The organism is Actinomycetospora aurantiaca, assembly GCF_037401875.1.
Lineage (GTDB): Bacteria > Actinomycetota > Actinomycetes > Mycobacteriales > Pseudonocardiaceae > Actinomycetospora > Actinomycetospora aurantiaca.
The window spans coordinates 92,992-109,674 of the sequence record NZ_JBBEGN010000007.1 but is presented as its reverse complement, the minus strand read 5'-3'; the positions used below and the strand labels follow the sequence as shown (position 1 = coordinate 109,674).

The 16,683-nt window shown below is 74.6% G+C and carries 13 protein-coding genes and 1 pseudogene; 10 read left to right on the top strand and 4 right to left on the bottom strand.

Annotated features, from left to right (window positions below):
- The first annotated feature begins 10 nt into the window (after positions 1–10).
- Complete coding sequence (locus WCD74_RS15855; protein WP_337695828.1) at positions 11–2,251, top strand: molybdopterin-dependent oxidoreductase; 2,241 nt, start codon at positions 11–13, stop codon at positions 2,249–2,251.
- Here the strand turns inward: WCD74_RS15855 and WCD74_RS15850 are convergent.
- The gene (locus WCD74_RS15850; protein WP_337695827.1) at positions 2,248–3,891 is read right to left on the bottom strand and encodes an L-lactate permease; all 1,644 of its coding nucleotides are present in this window, start codon (positions 3,889–3,891) and stop codon (positions 2,248–2,250) included. The genes WCD74_RS15855 and WCD74_RS15850 overlap by 4 nt on opposite strands.
- Before the next feature lie 193 nt (positions 3,892–4,084).
- Here WCD74_RS15850 and WCD74_RS15845 point away from each other — a divergent pair, with 193 nt between their 5' ends.
- Complete coding sequence (locus WCD74_RS15845) at positions 4,085–5,551, top strand: peptide MFS transporter (RefSeq protein ID WP_337696007.1); 1,467 nt, start codon at positions 4,085–4,087, stop codon at positions 5,549–5,551.
- 85 nt (positions 5,552–5,636) lie between these two features.
- Here the strand turns inward: WCD74_RS15845 and ypfJ are convergent, their stop codons facing one another.
- Positions 5,637–6,617 carry a KPN_02809 family neutral zinc metallopeptidase gene (gene ypfJ / locus WCD74_RS15840; RefSeq protein WP_337695826.1) on the bottom strand — a complete coding sequence of 327 codons (981 nt, stop codon included), beginning with the start codon at positions 6,615–6,617 and terminating at the stop codon, positions 5,637–5,639.
- Positions 6,618–6,758: 141 nt separating this feature from the next.
- Positions 6,759–8,186 (bottom strand): glycoside hydrolase family 183 protein, encoded by a 1,428-nt coding sequence (locus WCD74_RS15835; RefSeq protein ID WP_337695825.1) that lies wholly within the window; start codon positions 8,184–8,186, stop codon positions 6,759–6,761.
- Positions 8,187–8,336: 150 nt separating this feature from the next.
- On the opposite strand from WCD74_RS15835, the gene WCD74_RS15830 reads away from it, so the two are divergent.
- From WCD74_RS15830 to WCD74_RS15810, 5 genes and pseudogenes are all read left to right on the top strand, one after another.
- A complete protein-coding gene (locus tag WCD74_RS15830; RefSeq protein ID WP_337695824.1) occupies positions 8,337–9,521 on the top strand; it encodes an acetyl-CoA hydrolase/transferase C-terminal domain-containing protein in 1,185 nt (394 codons plus the stop codon).
- An 84-nt stretch (positions 9,522–9,605) separates the two neighbouring features.
- Positions 9,606–9,944 (top strand): hypothetical protein, encoded by a 339-nt coding sequence (locus tag WCD74_RS15825; RefSeq protein WP_337695823.1) that lies wholly within the window; start codon positions 9,606–9,608, stop codon positions 9,942–9,944.
- Between the two features lie 57 nt (positions 9,945–10,001).
- A pseudogene (locus WCD74_RS29965) lies at positions 10,002–10,358 on the top strand (PAS domain-containing protein); the annotation flags it as partial.
- Positions 10,359–10,440: 82 nt separating this feature from the next.
- Entirely contained in the window at positions 10,441–11,958 is a 1,518-nt protein-coding gene (locus WCD74_RS15815; protein ID WP_337696006.1) for a SpoIIE family protein phosphatase, read from the top strand.
- 79 nt (positions 11,959–12,037) lie between these two features.
- Positions 12,038–12,766 carry an ANTAR domain-containing protein gene (locus WCD74_RS15810; RefSeq protein WP_337695821.1) on the top strand — a complete coding sequence of 243 codons (729 nt, stop codon included), beginning with the start codon at positions 12,038–12,040 and terminating at the stop codon, positions 12,764–12,766.
- On the opposite strand, the gene WCD74_RS15805 is transcribed toward WCD74_RS15810, so the two are convergent.
- The gene (locus WCD74_RS15805; protein ID WP_337695820.1) at positions 12,763–13,056 is read right to left on the bottom strand and encodes a metal-sensitive transcriptional regulator; all 294 of its coding nucleotides are present in this window, start codon (positions 13,054–13,056) and stop codon (positions 12,763–12,765) included. The two genes, WCD74_RS15810 and WCD74_RS15805, sit on opposite strands and share 4 nt — an antisense overlap.
- Before the next feature lie 74 nt (positions 13,057–13,130).
- Between WCD74_RS15805 and WCD74_RS15800 the strand changes: the two genes are divergently transcribed.
- The 3 genes from WCD74_RS15800 to WCD74_RS15790 are packed head-to-tail and all read left to right on the top strand — an operon-like array spanning position 13,131 to position 16,680.
- Entirely contained in the window at positions 13,131–15,320 is a 2,190-nt protein-coding gene (locus WCD74_RS15800; RefSeq protein ID WP_337695819.1) for a heavy metal translocating P-type ATPase, read from the top strand.
- A complete protein-coding gene (locus WCD74_RS15795; protein WP_337695818.1) occupies positions 15,317–15,676 on the top strand; it encodes an NADH-quinone oxidoreductase subunit A in 360 nt (119 codons plus the stop codon). Before WCD74_RS15800 ends, WCD74_RS15795 begins: the two co-directional genes overlap by 4 nt.
- Entirely contained in the window at positions 15,667–16,680 is a 1,014-nt protein-coding gene (locus WCD74_RS15790; protein ID WP_337695817.1) for a hypothetical protein, read from the top strand. The genes WCD74_RS15795 and WCD74_RS15790 overlap by 10 nt, the downstream gene beginning before the upstream one ends.
- Positions 16,681–16,683 lie beyond the last annotated feature (3 nt).

The window sequence follows — 16,683 nt, the reverse complement described above, 5'->3', positions numbered from 1 at the left end:
CGTCGTCGCCATGAGCCGGACCGCATCGCACTGGGGCGTCTACGACGTCGGGGCCGACGGGACGGCGCGGGGCATGCCCGAGGACCCGCACCCGTCGCCGCTGGTCGGCGGTCTGCCCGAGCTCGTGCACTCCGACCTGCGGATCGACCGTCCCCACGTGCGCGAGGGCTGGCTGCACCGGCGCGACCGGGCGGGCCGCGGGGCCGAGCGGTTCGTCCCGGTCGACTGGGACACCGCACTGGAGCTGGTGGCCGACGAGCTCACGCGGGTCCGCGCCGAGCACGGCAACGAGGGCATCTACGGCGGCTGCTACGGCTGGGCGAGCGCGGGCCGGCTCCACCACGCGCCGAGCACGCTGAAACGCTTCCTGGCCGGGTTCGGCGGCTACGTGGACAAGGTCGGCAACCACAGCTTCGGCGCGGCACTGGCCGTGATGCCGCACGTCCTCGGGCGGTCCGACGTCCCGAACCTCACGCCGACGTGGCCGGAGGTCGTCGAGCACACCGAGCTCGTGGTGATGTTCGGCGGTGCCCACCTGAAGAACTCCGCGGTCGACCCGGGCGGCGCGCTCGAGCACACCGGGGCCGACTGGTTCGAGCGCGCGCACGCGGCCGGCGTCCGCTTCGTCAACGTCAGCCCGTCGCGGGAGGACGTCACGGCGGCGGTCGACCCGGAGTGGCTCCCCGTCCGTCCGGGGACGGACGTCGCGCTGATGCTCGGGCTCGTGCACACCCTGCTCGACGACGGGTCGGTCGACCGGGAGTTCCTCGCCCGGTGCACCGACGGCTTCGAGACCTTCGAACGCTCGCTCGCCGGGCACGACGCCGACTGGGCCGCCGGGGTCACGGGGCTCCCCGCCGTCCGCATCCGCGAGCTCGCCCGGCGGATGGCCGCCCACCGCACGCTGGTCACCACGAGCTGGTCGGTCCAGCGCGCCCAGCACGGCGAGCAGCCGCCCTGGATGACGGTCGCGCTCGCCGCGGTGCTCGGCGGCATCGGCCTGCCGGGGCAGGGATTCGGGCTCGGCTTCGGCAGCATCCGCGGCAACGTCGTCCCGCGGACCGAGCCGGTGCCGCGGCCGACCCTGCCGCTCGGGAAGAACCCGGTCGACATCGCGATCCCGGTGGGTCGGTTCGCCGACCTGCTCCTGCACCCGGGCGAGGAGCTCGAGTACGCCGGCGGCCGGATCACGCTGCCCGACGTCCGGCTGCTCTACTCCGCCGGCGGCAACCCGTTCCACCACAACGCGAACCTCAATCGGCTCCTCACGGGCTGGCGTCGCCTGGAGACGGTGGTGGTGCACGAGCAGTTCTGGAACCCGCCCGCCGTGTTCGCCGACATCGTGCTCCCGGCCACCACCACCATGGAGCGCAACGACGTCCTCGCCACCGAGTTCGCGCCGGAGTGGCGCGCGATGTACCGGGTGTGCCCGCCCCACGCGCAGGCCCGCAACGACCTCGACGTGTTCGCCGAGCTCGCCGACCGCCTCGGGTTCGGCCCGGACTACCACGAGGGCCGCGACGAGATGGGGTGGCTGCGACACCTCTACGACGTGGCGGCCGACCGTGCCCGGGTCGCCGGCTACGAACCGCCCGGCTTCGACGAGTTCTGGACGACGGGGCGGTGCGTGTTCCCGGCCCCGCCCGCGTCTCCGTTGTTCTCGGACTTCCGCGCCGACCCCGTGGCGCACCCGCTGGCGACATCCTCCGGCCGTATCCAGATCACCTCCCCGACGATCGCGGGGTTCGGCCACGCCGACCAGCCGGGTCACCCGACGTGGCACGAGCCCGACGAGTGGCTCGGCGCCGCCCGCCCCGGGGAGCTGCACCTGCTGTCGAACCAGCCGGCGGCCCGGTTGCACAGCCAGCTCGACCCGTCGTCCGGGAGCCGAGCCACGAAGATCGGCGGGCGGGAACCGCTGCGGATCGCGCGGGTGGACGCCGAGGCACGCGGCATCGCCGACGGCGACACCGTGCGCGTGTCCAACGCCCGCGGCGCCTTCTACGCGGGCGCCCGCCTGACCGACGACCTCACTCCCGGGGTCCTCTCCATCGCCACCGGCGCCTGGTACGACCCGGCCGAGCCCGGGGTCCCGGGCACGCCCGACAAGCACGGCACCCCGAACGTCGTCACGGCCGACTCCGGCTCGTCGCGCCTCGGGCAGGCTCCGGTCGCGCAGTCGGTGCTGGTCGAGGTCGAGCGGGTCGAGGACGCACCCGCGGTCACCGCCTTCGCCGGCGCCCGCGTCTAGGGCAACATCCAGCCGAGCACCGGGGTCGACTGCAGGTACACCAGGACGGCCATCCCGACGAGGAACACCAGGCTCCACGGCAGGACGCGCCGGAAGATCTCACCCTCCCGCCCGGCCATGCCCACGGCCGAGGCCGCGATCGCGAGGTTCTGCGGCGAGATCATCTTGCCGAGCACACCGCCGGAGGTGTTGGCGGCCGCGAGCAGCACCGGGTCGAGCCCGCTCCGCTCGGCCGCCGCGACCTGCAGGGCGCCGAACAGCGAGTTCGAGGAGGTGTCCGAGCCGGTCACGGCCACACCCAGCCAGCCCAGGACCGGCGAGAGCACCGCGAAGAAGCCGCCGGTGGCCGCGAGCCACTGTCCGATCGTGATCGTCTGCCCCGACAAGTTCATGACGTAGGCGAGGGCCAGCACGGCCATGACCGTCACGATCGCGCCCCGCAGCTCGGACAACGTCTGCCCGTAGGCGCTCACCGCGAGGCGCGGCCCGACCCGGAGCACCAGCATCGTCAGCAGCCCCGCGATGAGCAGGATCGACCCGGCCGAGGCGAGCCAGTTCAGGGTGAAGCTCGTGGAGGAGACCTGGGCTCCCGACGGCGAGCGCACGTCGAGGCCGGGCCAGCGGAACTTGGCCGTGGTCGCGTCGAGCGCCGCCTTCACCGGCGGGATCTGCTGGATCGAGAACAGCGCGATGATGATCACGTAGGGCAGGTACGCGAGGACCGTGTCGCGGGTGGAGTCGCGCTCGACGGGCTCGTCGGGCCGGTCGGTCCCGTCGGTCCCGTCCGGTGTCCCTCCCCCGCCCGCCGTGACCGGGACGCGGCTCCGCTCGGTGCTCCGGGACCGGACGGCCAGCACCACGGCTCCGGCGCAGAGCAGCGAGGCGACGATGTCGGTCAGCGGCACGGACAGGTAGTTCGACGTCAGGAACTGCGCCACGGCGAACGTCACGCCGCCGATCAGGGCGACGCCCCAGGTCTCCCGCAGCCCGCGCATCCCGTCCACCAGCGCCACCAGCACGAGGGGCACGAACACCGCGAGCACCGGCGTCTGGCGCCCGACGACCGCCCCGAGGACGTCCTCGGGCAGCCCGGTGACCTGAGCGAGCGTGGTGATCGGAACCGCGATCGCGCCGAAGGCGACCGGCGCGGTGTTGGCCACGAGCGCGACCACCGCGGCCTTGAGCGGCGGGAAGTTCAGGGCCATCAGCATGACGGTGCAGATGGCCACCGGCGCCCCGAAGCCGGCCAGCGCCTCGAGCAGGGCCCCGAACGCGAACGCGATGATCACGGCCTGGACCCGCTGGTCGTCGGAGACCGCGCTGAACGACCGGCGCAGCACGTCGAAGTGCCCGGTCCGCACCGTCATGCGATAGATCCACAGCGCGTTGATGACGATCCAGAGGATCGGGAAGAAGCCGAACACCGCACCCTCGGTGCCGGCGAGGAGGGCCTGACCCACGGGCATCGCGTAGACGACGACCGCCACCAGCAGCGAGACCACCAGCGCCACGATCGAGGCCAGCCAGGCGCGGACCCGCAGCCCGCCGAGCAGGACGAAGAGCACCAGCAGGGGCAGGGCCGCGACCAACGAACTCCAGGCCAGCGAACCGAGCACCGGTGCGTACTGCTGCACGTACATGAGCGGTGACTCCTCGTCGTGGGGTGACCCGGGTCATACCCCGTTCGAGGAGGAATCAGCCACCCGGGATCCACGTGACGGAATTAGAGGCAGCACTGGTGCGGACCTCTCAGGTGCGTCACAGTATTCGTTCGTGACCATCACCCCCGGTAACCCCGACGACCCGCGGGCGGACGATCCCGCACGCGGGAGCGTGACGACGGCCGACCCCGGCCAGGACTTCTCCACCGACCGCCGGTTCTTCGGCCATCCCCTGGCCCTGGCGAACCTGTTCTCGGTCGAGCTGTGGGAGCGGTTCAGCTTCTACGGCATGCAGGCCGTCATGGCCTACTACCTCTACTACTCGCTGGCCGACGGCGGGCTGGGCCTGCCCGAGGAGGCCGCGACCAGCATCATCGGCGCGTACGGCGGCATGGTGTACCTCGCGTGCGTCGCGGGGGCGTGGGTCGCGGACCGCCTGCTCGGAGCGGAGCGCACGCTCTTCTTCTCGGCCTGCACCGTGATGCTCGGGCACATCGCGCTCGCCCTGATCCCCGGGCTGCCCGGTGTGGTGGTCGGCCTCGTCCTCGTGGCGCTCGGCTCCGGCGGGGTGAAGACCGCCGCGACGGCCGTCGTCGGCTCGCTCTACCGCCGCGACGACCCGCGCTGCGACGCCGGGTTCTCGATCTTCTACATGGGCGTCAACCTCGGCGCCCTGGTCGGCCCGCTGCTCACCGGCCTCGCGCAGACCACGATCGGCTTCCACTGGGCCTTCGGGCTGGCCGCGGTCGGTATGGCCCTCGGGCTCGGCATCTACGTGACCGGCCGGAAGAACCTGCCGCACACCGCCGCCGTCGTCCCGAACCCGCTGCCCCGCGGGGCGTGGCAGCGGCCGGTCGGCATCGTCGTGGCCGTCGTCGTCGTGGTCGTCCTGCTGTTCGTGTCCGGCGTGCTCACCGCGGAGAACCTCTCCACCGCGGTGGCGATCGTCGTCGCCCTGATCTCGATCGTCCTGTTCGCCCTGCTGCTCTCCAGTCCGCGGGTCGACGCCGACGAGCGGTCGCGGGTGCGGGCGTTCATCCCGATGTGGCTGGCCAGCGTCGTGTTCTGGTCGTTGTTCCAGCAGCAGTTCACCGTCGTGACGATCTACACCGACCAGCGCCTCGACCGGGTGCTCGGCGGCTGGGAGTTCCCGATCGCGTGGGTGAACTCGCTGAACCCGTTCTTCGTGATCGTGCTGGCGCCGGTGTTCGCACTGCTCTGGACGAAGCTCGGCGACCGGGCACCGTCGACGCCGGTCAAGTTCGCCCTCGGCGCCGGCGGCATGGGCGTCGCGTTCCTGCTGTTCCTGTTCTGGGCCGGCGGGACGGGCCCGACCACGCCGGTGCTGGCGATGGTGCTGATCCTGCTGTTCTTCTCGCTGGCGGAGCTGAACCTGTCCCCCATCGGGCTGTCGCTCTCCACCCGGATCGGCCCGGACGCCTTCCGGTCCCAGACGGTGGCGCTGTTCTACCTGTCGGTGTCGCTCGGGTCGGCGCTCGCGGGGACCATGGCCGGCTACTACGACCCGTCCACCGAGGGCACCTACTTCTCCGTCATCGGGGTCGCGGCGCTCGTGCTGGGCGGCGTCCTGTTCGCCCTCGCGCCGTGGGTGCGGCGGGCGATGCGCGGGGTGCGGTAGCCGACCCGTCCCGAGTGCGACACCTCGCAGGTCCGGCCGCCCCGGAACCTGCGCGGTGCCGCACTCGGGGGCGCGGCACCCGGCGTCAGAGGGCGTTCGTCGCGAAGGTGTCGCAGCGGGTCGGGTCGCCGCCGGTGTAGCCCGTGGTCAGCCAGCGCTTGCGCTGCTCCGAGGAGCCGTGGGTGAACGAGTCCGGGTTCACGGTGCCGCCGCCGAGCGTGCCCTGAATGTAGTCGTCGCCGATGCGTTGGGCGGCGTCCACGGCCGAATTCAAATCCTCCGGCGTGATGTCGGTGATCAACGGAGCCGCGTGGTTCATCCACACCCCGGCGTAGCAGTCGGCCTGGAGCTCCAGGCGCACCGAGTCGGAGGTCGCCCCCTGCCGGGAGCGCACCTTCGCCTCGGTACCGAGCTGGGCCTGCACGTGGTGGCCGTACTCGTGGGCGAGCACGTAGGCGTTCACGAGCGGGCCGCCCTGGGCGCCGAACTGCTGCTGGAGCTGGTCGTAGAAGGTCAGGTCGATGTAGACCAGGTTGTCGCCCGGGCAGTAGAAGGGCCCGGCGCTCGAGTCCGCCGACCCGCACGCCGTGCGCACCCCGCCGGAGAAGAACACCGTGTCCACGCGCTGGTAGGTCGGCTGGGCGCCCCGCACCGCCGAGGCCGCGCGGGCGTAGCCGCCGCCCGCCCAGTAGGCCTGGATCGAGTTGATGTCGGCGACGATCGCGCAGTCCAGCTTCGCGTTCGCGTCCGCTCCGGTCCGGCACTCGCTCGCCAGGTCCCCGGTCCCGACCTGCGCCGGCCCGCCCGGGTCCCCGAACCCACCCGCCACGTTCGTCGACGTGCCGGTCCCGCCGCCGAGGAATTGCACCGCGAGGAACCCGATCACCGCGAGCACGACGACCCCGAGGCTCGCCTTCCCCCCGCGGCCGCGCAGGAGCATCCCGATGATCAGGGCGACGAGACCGCCCCCGCCGCCTCCGCCGCCGCCGAAGCCCGGGGAGCCGCCGGAGCCCCGCTGGTCGGTGACCTCGGACGCGTCGAGCCGGGCGTCGTCGTCGTAGCGCATCGCGTGGTTCCTCCGGCGGTGTCGGTGCGCGACGATCCTGGCGCCTTCGACGTCCCGGCGGGAAGCCCGGGGCCACCGGAGTGACGAGCGGGTCGTCCGTCACGGAAGAAGGTGACGAACGGCCCGTTCGTCCGGTCCGGGTCAGCCGCCGGGGGCGTTCGTGACGGCGGGAGCGGCCGGCTCCGGCGACGCCGTGTCGATCGTCGGCGGGGTGGAGGTGGCGGTGGAGGTGGCGGGGGTGGTCGTCGGGGCCGTCGTGGTGGTCGGGGGCGCGGTGGAGCCGGTCGTCGATGGCACCGGCGCCGCGGCCGGGGCCGCCGCCGGGAACGGTGGGGCCGACACCGACGCCTGACGGGCGGGCGCCGACTGCGGCACCACGTCTGCGGGCAGGGCGGCACCGGCCGCGAGCGGGGTGAGCCGGGTCTTCATCAGCGCCACCCGGTAGGTGGTGAACTGCGACATGGTGAACCAGATGTCGGGCCCGTCGTTCCAGCGCGGCGTGAGGTAGGGGGCGTAGGCCTGCGGGAAGTCCTTCGTCGTCGCGACCACCTGCGCCGGGCTCCACGGGCCGGTGGGGGCCGGGGCGGTGCGGAGCACGATCTCGCCGGTGTCGTCGACCAGCGACATGAGTATCCACTGGTGGTAGAAGCTGTTCCAGCGCACGGACAGCTCCCCGATCGGTCCCTTCACCACCGGCACGGCGTTCGCCTCTCCCGCGACCCAGGCCGTGCCGTTCCAGTAGCGGTAGGCGGCGGTGTCGGTGACCTTGTCGGCCGGCACCTTGGCCAGCGACAGGTCGCCGTAGCGCCCGCCCGGGATGCCGTAGACGTAGATCTCCGAGCCCGGCGCGACGCCGGCCGCGACCGGGGACCCCGGGTCGTCCGGTCCCCCGGGCCGGACGTAGGCGACCTGACCGAACTTGGAGTCCGCGGGCCAGCGGGCGCCGGAGTCGGTCCAGGTGGTGCCGCCGTCGGTGGAGGAGACGATCCCGGAGCCGGTGAGCTGCCAGCGGCCGGGGGTGTCGAAGCTCTTCACCGACATGTACTGCAGGTTCATCGTGGTGTTCCTCGCCCCGGTCGCGATGCCGTAGGTCGGGATGACCGTCTCCTGGATCCCCTTCTTCTTCTGCGAGGGGATGAGTTCCTTGGCGTGCCCGGGGCGGTCGGTGATCATGCCCCGGAACGCCAGGCCCTTCGCCGGCGACGCGGGCGGGTCGATGGAGGCGATGACGTTGGAGCGCCAGTCGGTGTGGGCGACCGAGAAGAAGTCCTTCGCGGGCGGGGCGCCGAACGTGTCGCCGAAGGTCATCGCCATCTGCGGCCCGACCATGAACATGTGCCCGAGGTCCGTCCCCTCGACGCCGTAGCGCGCCCCGGTGTCGTTCAGCGACCCGGCGCCGATCAGGTCGGCCACCCTCGCGGTCGCCGCCCGCTGCACCGCCCACGACCCGCCGGCGGCGGGCGCCGCGACGGCCGCCGTGCCGACGGTGGACCCGACGAGGGCGATCAGACCGACGATCACGACGGCGAGGACCCGCCGGCGGCGCCGCGGCGGGCGTGGGTGCTCCATGCGGGCGCACGGTAGGAAGCACGCGTCGGCCGGACAGCCCACGCAACGCGTGGTCACCCACAGGTGTCCCACGGACCACCCGGGCGCTGTCGGACCCGTCCGGCATGATCACCGAACGCCGACCCCACCCCCGATCGAGGAGTACCGACCGTGCCGGACATCGACACCCGCGCCCTCGAGGCCCTCGTCCGGCCGGGCGCCCGGATCGCGGTGGCCGACGGCTGCGGCACCCCGCAGGCCGCGTTCGCGGCGCTCGGGGCCCTCGCCCGGGACCGGGGCGGTGTGCGCCTGCTGCTCGGGTGGATGCCCGCGGCCCTGACGGGGCTCGACCTCGCGGCGTTCGCCGACGCGCGCACCGTCATGCCGGGCTGGGGCCTGCGGACCGGGGTCGCCGAGGGACTGGTCCGGTCCGTCCCGGCGCGGCTCTCCGCCGTGCCGGCCCTGGTCGCGGGGCCGATGCGCCCCGACCTGCTGCTGGTCGCCGCCGCCCCGAGCCCGTACGGGCTGCTCCTCGGCAGCGAGGTCTCCTGGGTGCGGGCGGCGGTGGACGCCGGGGTGCCGATCGCCGCGGTCGTCGACGAGGCCCTGCCCCGCGCCGCGGCGGGCCCTCCGCTCCCCGACGAGCAGACCACGGTCATCGGGCGCGTCCGGCAGGGCCCGGCCGTCGTCCCCGCGGCCCCGGAGCCGAGCGCGGAGCACCGACGGATCGGCGAGCTGGTGGCCGGGCTGCTCCCGGACGACGCGCGGGTGCAGTGGGCCCCCGGCCAGCTCGGGCAGGCGGTGGTCCGCGCGATCCTCGACCGTGGCCGGCCGGTGCACGCCGACTCCGGGCTGCTGGGCGACCCGGTGGTGGACCTCGCCGAGGCCGGGCTGCTGGCGTCGAGCCCGGTCGCCACCTACCTGGTCGGCACCGCCCGGCTCTACGACTGGGCCGACGCGCAGGGACGGGCGGGGCGCCCGGTGCTGCACGGCGTCGAGGTGACGCACGACCAGGCCCGCCTCGCGGCCGACCCGCCCCTGGTCGCGGTGAACACCGCGGTGGAGATCGACCCCGACGGTCAGGTGAACGTCGAGGGGTCCGCCTCGGCGGTGGTCGGCGGCATCGGCGGGCACCCCGACTACGCCGCGGCCGCGACCCGGTCCCGCCGCGGCCTGTCGGTGGTCGCGCTGGCGAGCACCCACCGCGGGCGCCCGACGCTGGTCGAGCACCTGTCCCGCCCGGTGACGACGGCGAGCCACGACGTCGACGTCGTCGTCACCGAGCACGGCACGGCCGACCTGCGCGGCCTGGACCGCCCCGAGAGGCGCGCGGCGCTGGCCCGGCTCTGGGCATGACGAGGTGTGGCGGGGTGTGACGGGGCGGTGACGTCCCGGTCGCACGCGGCGACATCCGGATGAACCGCAGGTAGCGTCGCCCGTATGGCCGACCGCGTGCTGACCAGCGTCCCGACGGGCCCGGAGGCGGCTCCGGCCCTGCCGCCCGAGAAGCACGGCGACCCGCTGCACGCCCCCGACCTCCTGGCCGCGCTCGACCGCGGGGACGACGCCGCCGTCCGTGCCTGGATCGTCGCCCACACCCCGGAGCCGGAGAGTCTGCTGCTCTACGGCCTCTTCGTCGGCGCCGGGGTGCTCGGACTGATGGAGTGGCCCGCGGTCCTGCTCTCCTGTGTCGGACAGCTCGTCGTCGACCGCCGCTTCGGAGGCGTGGAGAACCTGGCCGCCCAGCTGCGGGCCCGCCTCGACGGCCGCCCGGCCTGACCCCTCCCGCGGGGCGGCGACGCATGCTCGCCCCCCGCTGCTGGGTAGCGTCCCGGCATGGGACGGGACCCGCGGTCCGGTGACGACGTCGATCGTCTGGTAGGCGACGCGGACGTGGTCCGCGCCGGGTTCGATGAGCTGCCCGTCCAGGTCCTGCTCCTCGACGGACCCGAGCACCGCCTCGTCGGGATGAACGCGGCCTACCGCGGGTTCTCCGGGCGCGAGGACCTCATCGGGCTGACCGTGCGCGAGGCCTTCCCCGAGATCGAGGGCCAGGAGATCTTCGCGCTGATCGAGCGGGTCTACGACAGCGGGGAGCCGGTGCACGCCCGCGAGTGGCGGATGGAGTTCGAGCCCGGGCGCGGCGAGGCGCAGACCTTCTTCATGGACTTCGACGTCCTCCCGCGGCGCGACGCCGCCGGGTCCATGCACGGCATCCTGATCCAGCAGACCGACGTGACCGACCGGGTGCGCCGGCGGCAGACGGCGGAGGTGGCTGCGGACGACGCGCAGCAGCGCTACCTCGCCGCCCGCGAGGTCGTCCGGACCCTCCAGCAGGCGCTGCTCCCGACGAGCCTCCCGGTCCTGCCCGCCGTCGACCTGGCTGCGCGCTATCTCGTCGCCGGGGCCGAACGGTCCGCGGGCGGCGACTGGTTCGACGCCCGGGTCCTCCCGGACGGGCGCGTCGGCCTCGCCGTCGGGGACGTCGTCGGGCACGGGGGTCGGGGCCGCCGCGGTGATGAGCCAGTTGCGCGCCGTCCTGGCCGATGCGCTCGAGACGACGGCCGACGCCGAGGCCGCCCTGCGGCAGCTGGAGCGCTTCGCCGCCACGGTCCGGGGCGCCCACGCCGCGACCGTCGTCGTCGCGGTGCTCGACCCGGTGGCCGGGGTGCTGGACTACGTCACGCGGGGACACCCCGCGCCGGTCCTGGTCGACGCCGCCGGGCGCGGCCGCAGCCTGCTCGGCAGCGGCGGCGGGCCGCTCGGCGGCGAGCTCGACGGGCCCGCACAGCGCACGGAGCTCGCCGAGGGCGACGTGGTGATGTTCTTCAGCGACGGGCTGGTCGAGCGCCGGGGCCGGCCCTACCCCGAGGGCATCGACCGGCTGACGCGGATCTCCGAGGGGGCGGTGCAGGGGCGGATCTGGCCCGCGGGCACGGCGTCGTCGGTCGTCGAGCGGGTCTGCGTGGACGCCGTCGACATCCTCGCCCGCGAGGGCCACGAGGACGACGCCACCATCCTCGCGGTGTCCCGCCGTCCGGCCGTGGCCCCGCTGGAGATCCACGCCCACGCCACGCCGTCCAACGTGGCCGAGGCGCGCGCCCGGGTCCGGGCGTGGCTGGCCGACCTCCGTGTCGACCCCACCGACCAGCTCGCCCTGGAGATGGCCGTCGGCGAGGCCCTGGACAACGCCGTCGAGCACGGGCTGGCGCACGATGCCCGGGGCACGATCGCGGTGTCGCTGGTGCTCACCACCGACGGCCGCGTGCACGTCTCGGTCGGCGACGACGGGACGTGGCGTGAGCCCGGGCCGGCGGCCACCGGACGGGGACGCGGCCTCGTCGTGCTCGGGTCGGTCGGTGAGGGCCTCGACATCGCCGCGGACCCCGGTGGCACCACGGTGCGGCTCCACCGTCGGGTCGGCCGGCCGGTGCGGGACCCGGTCCGGGAGGCGCCCACCCCGGACCCGACCGAGGAACCGCCGTTCTCGGCGCAGCCGCTCCCGGGTGCGCCCGACACGATCGTCGTCGCCGGACCGGTGGACAGCCGGTCGGCGGACGAGTTCCGCCGCGCCCTCGCCCACGCCTCGCGCGGCTCGACGACCGACAGCACGGTCGACCTCTCCGCGGTGACGCACCTGACGAGCATCGGGGTCGCCGCTCTCGTGGAGACCCGGGAGAAGGCCGAGCGGGCCGGGCGGCGCTGCCGGTTCGTGGCGCCGACCGGCACGGCCGCCGCCTTCGTCCTGGATCTCGTCGGGCTGTCGCGTGGCGAGCCGGAGTCCGACCACTAGGATTCCGTCCCGTGGTCGACCAACCGGCCCGTGTCGCGCGCGAGGTGTCCCTCGCGCCCGGACGGACCCGGAGAGGTGGATGGCCGAGCACGACCTCGAGCAGCTGGTGGGCGCCCTGCGCGGGGGTTCCGTGGAGATCCTGGCCGACCGGTCGGTCCGGGATCTCGACGACACCGTCCGCCGGCTCCTGCGGGTGGCGATCGCGATGGTCCCCGGCGCCCTCGGGGCGGGCCTGATCGCCTGGGAGGAGGGCGCCGCGCGATCGCTGGGAGCGCTCCCGGGGGGCATCGGCCACCTGGACCGGCTGCAGGTCGAGGGCGGCGGCCCGGCCGCCGACGTCGTGGACGACCCGCCCTCGCTCGGGGCCGTCAGCGCGGACCTCGCCGGAGAGGACCACGAGCGGTGGCCGCGGCTCGCCGCGGCAGCGGGCGACGCCGGCTACCCCGCGGCGATGGCGGTGCACCTGGCCGTCCCGGACCACGTCCGCGTCCTGACCCTCTACGGGGCCGGGACGTTCACCGACCGCGACCGGACCGTCGCCGCGCTGTACGGCCTGCAGGCCGCCGCGGCACTCCACGGGGCCGAGCACGTCGCGCAGCTCGGGCGGGCCCTGGAGTCGCGGGACGTGATCGGGCAGGCCAAGGGCGTCCTGCGGGAACGCTTCGGGATCGACGACGGGGCGGCGTTCGAGATGCTGGTGTCGTCGTCGCAGAGCACCAACATCAAGCTCGCCGACGTGGCCCGGTGGCTGCTCGAGGAGACCGCCGTGCGGGGCGGGAGCGACGCCACCCGGCGTCCGGACGGCTAGGAGCGCACGAGGCGGGCGATGGCCGCGGAGGCCTCCGCCACCTTCTCCTTCGCCTCCTGGTCCCCCGCCTTCGCGGCGTCGACCACGCAGGAGCCCATGTGCTCCTCGAGCAGCGCGAGCGCGAGGTTCTGCAACGCCCCGGTGACGGCGCTGACCTGCGTGAGCACGTCGATGCAGTACTGGTCGGACTCCACCATGCGCGCGATCCCCCGCACCTGACCCTCGACGCGCTTGAGGCGACGCAGGTGCGCGTCCTTGTGCTCGGAGTAGCCGTGCTGGTGTTCGCTCACGGGTGCGAGGATACCGGGACGGGGTATCCCCGTCTCGCTTGACGGCCATACCCCAGGGGGGTATCACTGCACCCATGGCGACGACCACCGACGCGCCCGCGAGCACCGAGCTCGCCATCACCGGGATGACGTGTACCTCCTGCGCGATGCGCATCGAGAAGAAGCTCAACCGGCTCGACGGCGTCACCGCGACGGTCAACTACGCCACCGGGAACGCGCACGTGCAGCACGCGCCCGGGGTCGGGACGGAGACGCTCGTCGCGACGGTGGAGGGCCTGGGCTACGGGGCGACACCGCCGGAGGAGCGCGACCACGCGGAGGACGACGCCGAGACCGCCGACCTCCGCCTCCGGCTGCTGGCGAGCGTGGTGCTGACGGTGCCGGTGGCGGTGCTCGCGATGGTCCCGGCGTGGCAGTTCACGGACTGGCAGTGGACCTCGCTCGTGCTCGCGGCGCCGGTGGTGCTGTGGGGTGGCTGGCGGTTCCACCGGGCCGCGGCGATGAACCTGCGGCACGGCACCGCGACCATGGACACGCTCATCTCCCTGGGCACCCTCGCCGCGCTGGCGTGGTCGGTGTGGGCGCTGGTGTTCGGCGACGCCGGGATGCCGGGGATGACCCACGAGCTGTCGTTCACGAGCCCGCCCGGCGACGCGATCTATCTCGAGACGGCGGCCGCGGTCACCACGTTCGTGCTGGCGGGCCGCTTCTTCGAGGCCCGGGCCAAGCGGCGGGCCGGGGCGGCGCTGCGGGCCCTGCTCGACCTCGGGGCGAAGGACGTCGCGCTGCTCGTGGACGGCGTCGAGCAGCGGGTGCCGGCGGAGCGGCTCGTCGTCGGGAACGAGTTCGTGGTGCGGCCCGGGGAGCGCATCGCGACCGACGGCGAGGTCGTCGCCGGGATCGGGGCGGTCGACGCGAGCACGGTCACCGGGGAGTCGGTGCCGGTCGAGGTCGCGCCCGGCTCGGGCGTGGTCGGCGGCTGCGTCGCGGTCGGGTCGCGGCTGGTGGTGCGGGCGACGAAGGTCGGGGCGGACACCCAGCTCGCCCGCATCGCGCAGCGGGTGGCCGACGCGCAGAACGGCAAGGCGGCGATCCAGCGGCTGGCCGACCGGGTGTCCGGGGTGTTCGTCCCGGTGGTCGTGGCGGTGGCGGTGCTGACCTTCGCGGGGTGGCTCGTCCTCGCCGGCGACGTGGACGGGGCGTTCACCGCGGCCGTCGCCGTGCTGATCATCGCGTGCCCGTGCGCGCTGGGGCTGGCCACGCCGACGGCGCTCATGGTCGGCACCGGCCGCGGGGCGCAGCTGGGGATCCTGCTGCGTGGCCCGGAGGTGTTGGAGTCGACCCGGCGCGTCGACACGGTGGTGCTGGACAAGACCGGCACCCTGACCACCGGCGAGATGCGGGTCGTCGGCGAGCCGGACGCGGTCGCGCTGCGACTCGCCGCCGCGGTCGAGGACGGCTCGACCCACCCGATCGCGCGGGCGGTCGCCGAGGCGGGTCGCCGTCGCGGACCGCTGCCGACGGTGGAGGATGCGCGCACGATCGACGGGCTGGGGGTGAGCGGGACCGTGGAGGGCCACTCCGTGCTCGTCGGTCGCCCGGCCCTGCTCGCCGGGCACGGGCTGGAGCTGTCGGACGCGCTGCATGCCGAGCTCGGGGCGGCGCAGGCCGACGGGGCCACCGCCGTCGTCGTCGGGTGGGACGGCGCGGCGCGGGCGGTCATCGCGGTCGCGGACACCGTGCGGGAGACCTCGGCGGAGGCGGTCGCTGCGCTGCGCGGGCTCGGGGTGCGGCCGGTCCTGCTCACCGGCGACCACGAGACCGCCGCCCGGGCGGTGGCGTCGGCGGTCGGGATCGACGACGTCCGGGCCGGGGTGCTGCCCGAGCAGAAGGCGGACGCCGTCGCGGAGCTGCAGGCGCAGGGCCACGTGGTGGCGATGGTCGGCGACGGCGTGAACGACGCCGCGGCGCTGGCCCGGGCAGACCTGGGCCTCGCCATGGGCACCGGCACCGACGTCGCCATCGAGGCCGGCGACGTGACCCTGGTCCGCGAGGACCTGCGGGCCGTCCCGGACGCGCTGCGCCTCGCCCGCCGGACGCTCGCGACCATCAAGGGCAACCTGTTCTGGGCGTTCGCCTACAACGTGGCAGCGATCCCGCTGGCCGCGGTCGGCCTGCTCAACCCGATGGTCGCGGGCGCGGCGATGGCGTTCTCGAGCGTCTTCGTCGTCGGCAACAGCCTGCGGCTGCGGCGGTTCACGTGAGCGGGTTCGTCGCGCTCGCGGTCGTGGCCGGTGCCGCCCTGGTCGGGGTGGGGCTCGTCGTCGGTGGGTCGTGGCTGGTCCGCGCGGTCGCCGGGACGCGGCGGCCGCTGGTGGCCGCGCCGCACGCGGGCGGGATGCCGGTGGTGGAGCACGCGGTGTCGCGCTGGCACGTCCGGTGGCCGACCCTCGCGCTGGTCTTCCTGGCCCTCGACATGGAGATGCTCTTCATGTACCCGTGGACGCTGGTCGTGGCCCGGTCGGGGCCGGCCGCCGCCGTCGAGATGTTCGTGTTCCTGGGGATCCTGCTGGTCGGCGTGGGCTACGCGTGGCGCGAGGGCGCGTTCCGGTGGTCCTGAGGCGGCTCGCGGCCCGCCGACCGCACGTCCTGACGATCGCCCCCTCCCCGGTCTCCCCCGAGGACCTCGCCCTCCGGCTCGCCGTCGAGGCCGAGCTGGCCCGCCGCCGGTGGCCCGCCGCCCCGTCCCCCGCGGACACGGACGTCGTGCTCGTCCTCGGGTCGCCCGGACCCCGCCTCGCCGAGGTGGTGCGGTCGGTGTGGGCGACGGTGCCCGCGCCGAGACTCCTGGCGGCGGTGCCGACGGCAGGAGAGGTGCGGTCCGTGCTCGACGACGCGGCGGCGCGGCTGGCCGGGGGCGGCGATATGACGTCCGATTGTGACGTCGGACGTCAGCATGGCCGCAGTGCTGACACCGGAGGGGCCCAGATGGCCGACCTCGCGTTCTACGACCGCGACGGGCTCGCCCTGGACGCAGTGCACGCCGCCCTCGGCCCGGTGCTGCCGCACTGGCCGGCGGGGATGGTCGTGCACGCGACGCTGGCCGGGGACGTGGTCACCGACGCACGGGCCGAGGTCCTCGACGTGCCGGCCTCCGTCGGGCCCGGCAGCCGCGGCCGTTCGCCTCTGGGCCCCGACCGCACCCGGCTCGACATCCTCACCCGCGTGCTCGGCCTGCTCGGGGCGGACCACCTGGCGGCGCGGGCCCGGGTCCTGCGGGACCACGACCCCGAGCCCGGTGAGCTGACCACCTTCGGCCGCCGCCTCGCCCGGAACCTCCCGCTGCGGTGGGCCACCCGCGACATCCCGCTGGTCGGCGGCCCCGTCGAGCAACGCACGGTCGAGGAGCGGGTCCGCGCGCTCGCCCGGGCGCTCGGCGGCAGCCTCGCCCCGCCCGCCCGGCCGACCCCGGAGAAGGCCGCCCAGGCCATGATCGGCCTCGAGCTCGGCGCCGCCCGCCTGGCCCTGGCCGCGATGGACCCCGACACCACCCTCGGCGCGGGGCCGGTGCACGCGTACGCCCCGCCCGGCACGGAGACGGAGGTGACCCATCACCGTCATTGAGCT

Bases quoted from the DNA above. Each gene is read 5' to 3' on its own strand.
- WCD74_RS15800 (WP_337695819.1), top strand. From the start codon at position 13,131: ATGGCGACGACCACCGACGCGCCCGCGAGCACCGAGCTCGCCATCACC.
- ypfJ (WP_337695826.1), bottom strand. From the start codon at position 6,617: ATGCGCTACGACGACGACGCCCGGCTCGACGCGTCCGAGGTCACCGAC.
- WCD74_RS15825 (WP_337695823.1), top strand. From the start codon at position 9,606: ATGGCCGACCGCGTGCTGACCAGCGTCCCGACGGGCCCGGAGGCGGCT.
- WCD74_RS15810 (WP_337695821.1), top strand. From the start codon at position 12,038: ATGGCCGAGCACGACCTCGAGCAGCTGGTGGGCGCCCTGCGCGGGGGT.
- WCD74_RS15850 (WP_337695827.1), bottom strand. From the start codon at position 3,891: ATGTACGTGCAGCAGTACGCACCGGTGCTCGGTTCGCTGGCCTGGAGT.
- WCD74_RS15835 (WP_337695825.1), bottom strand. From the start codon at position 8,186: ATGGAGCACCCACGCCCGCCGCGGCGCCGCCGGCGGGTCCTCGCCGTC.
- WCD74_RS15855 (WP_337695828.1), top strand. From the start codon at position 11: ATGAGCCGGACCGCATCGCACTGGGGCGTCTACGACGTCGGGGCCGAC.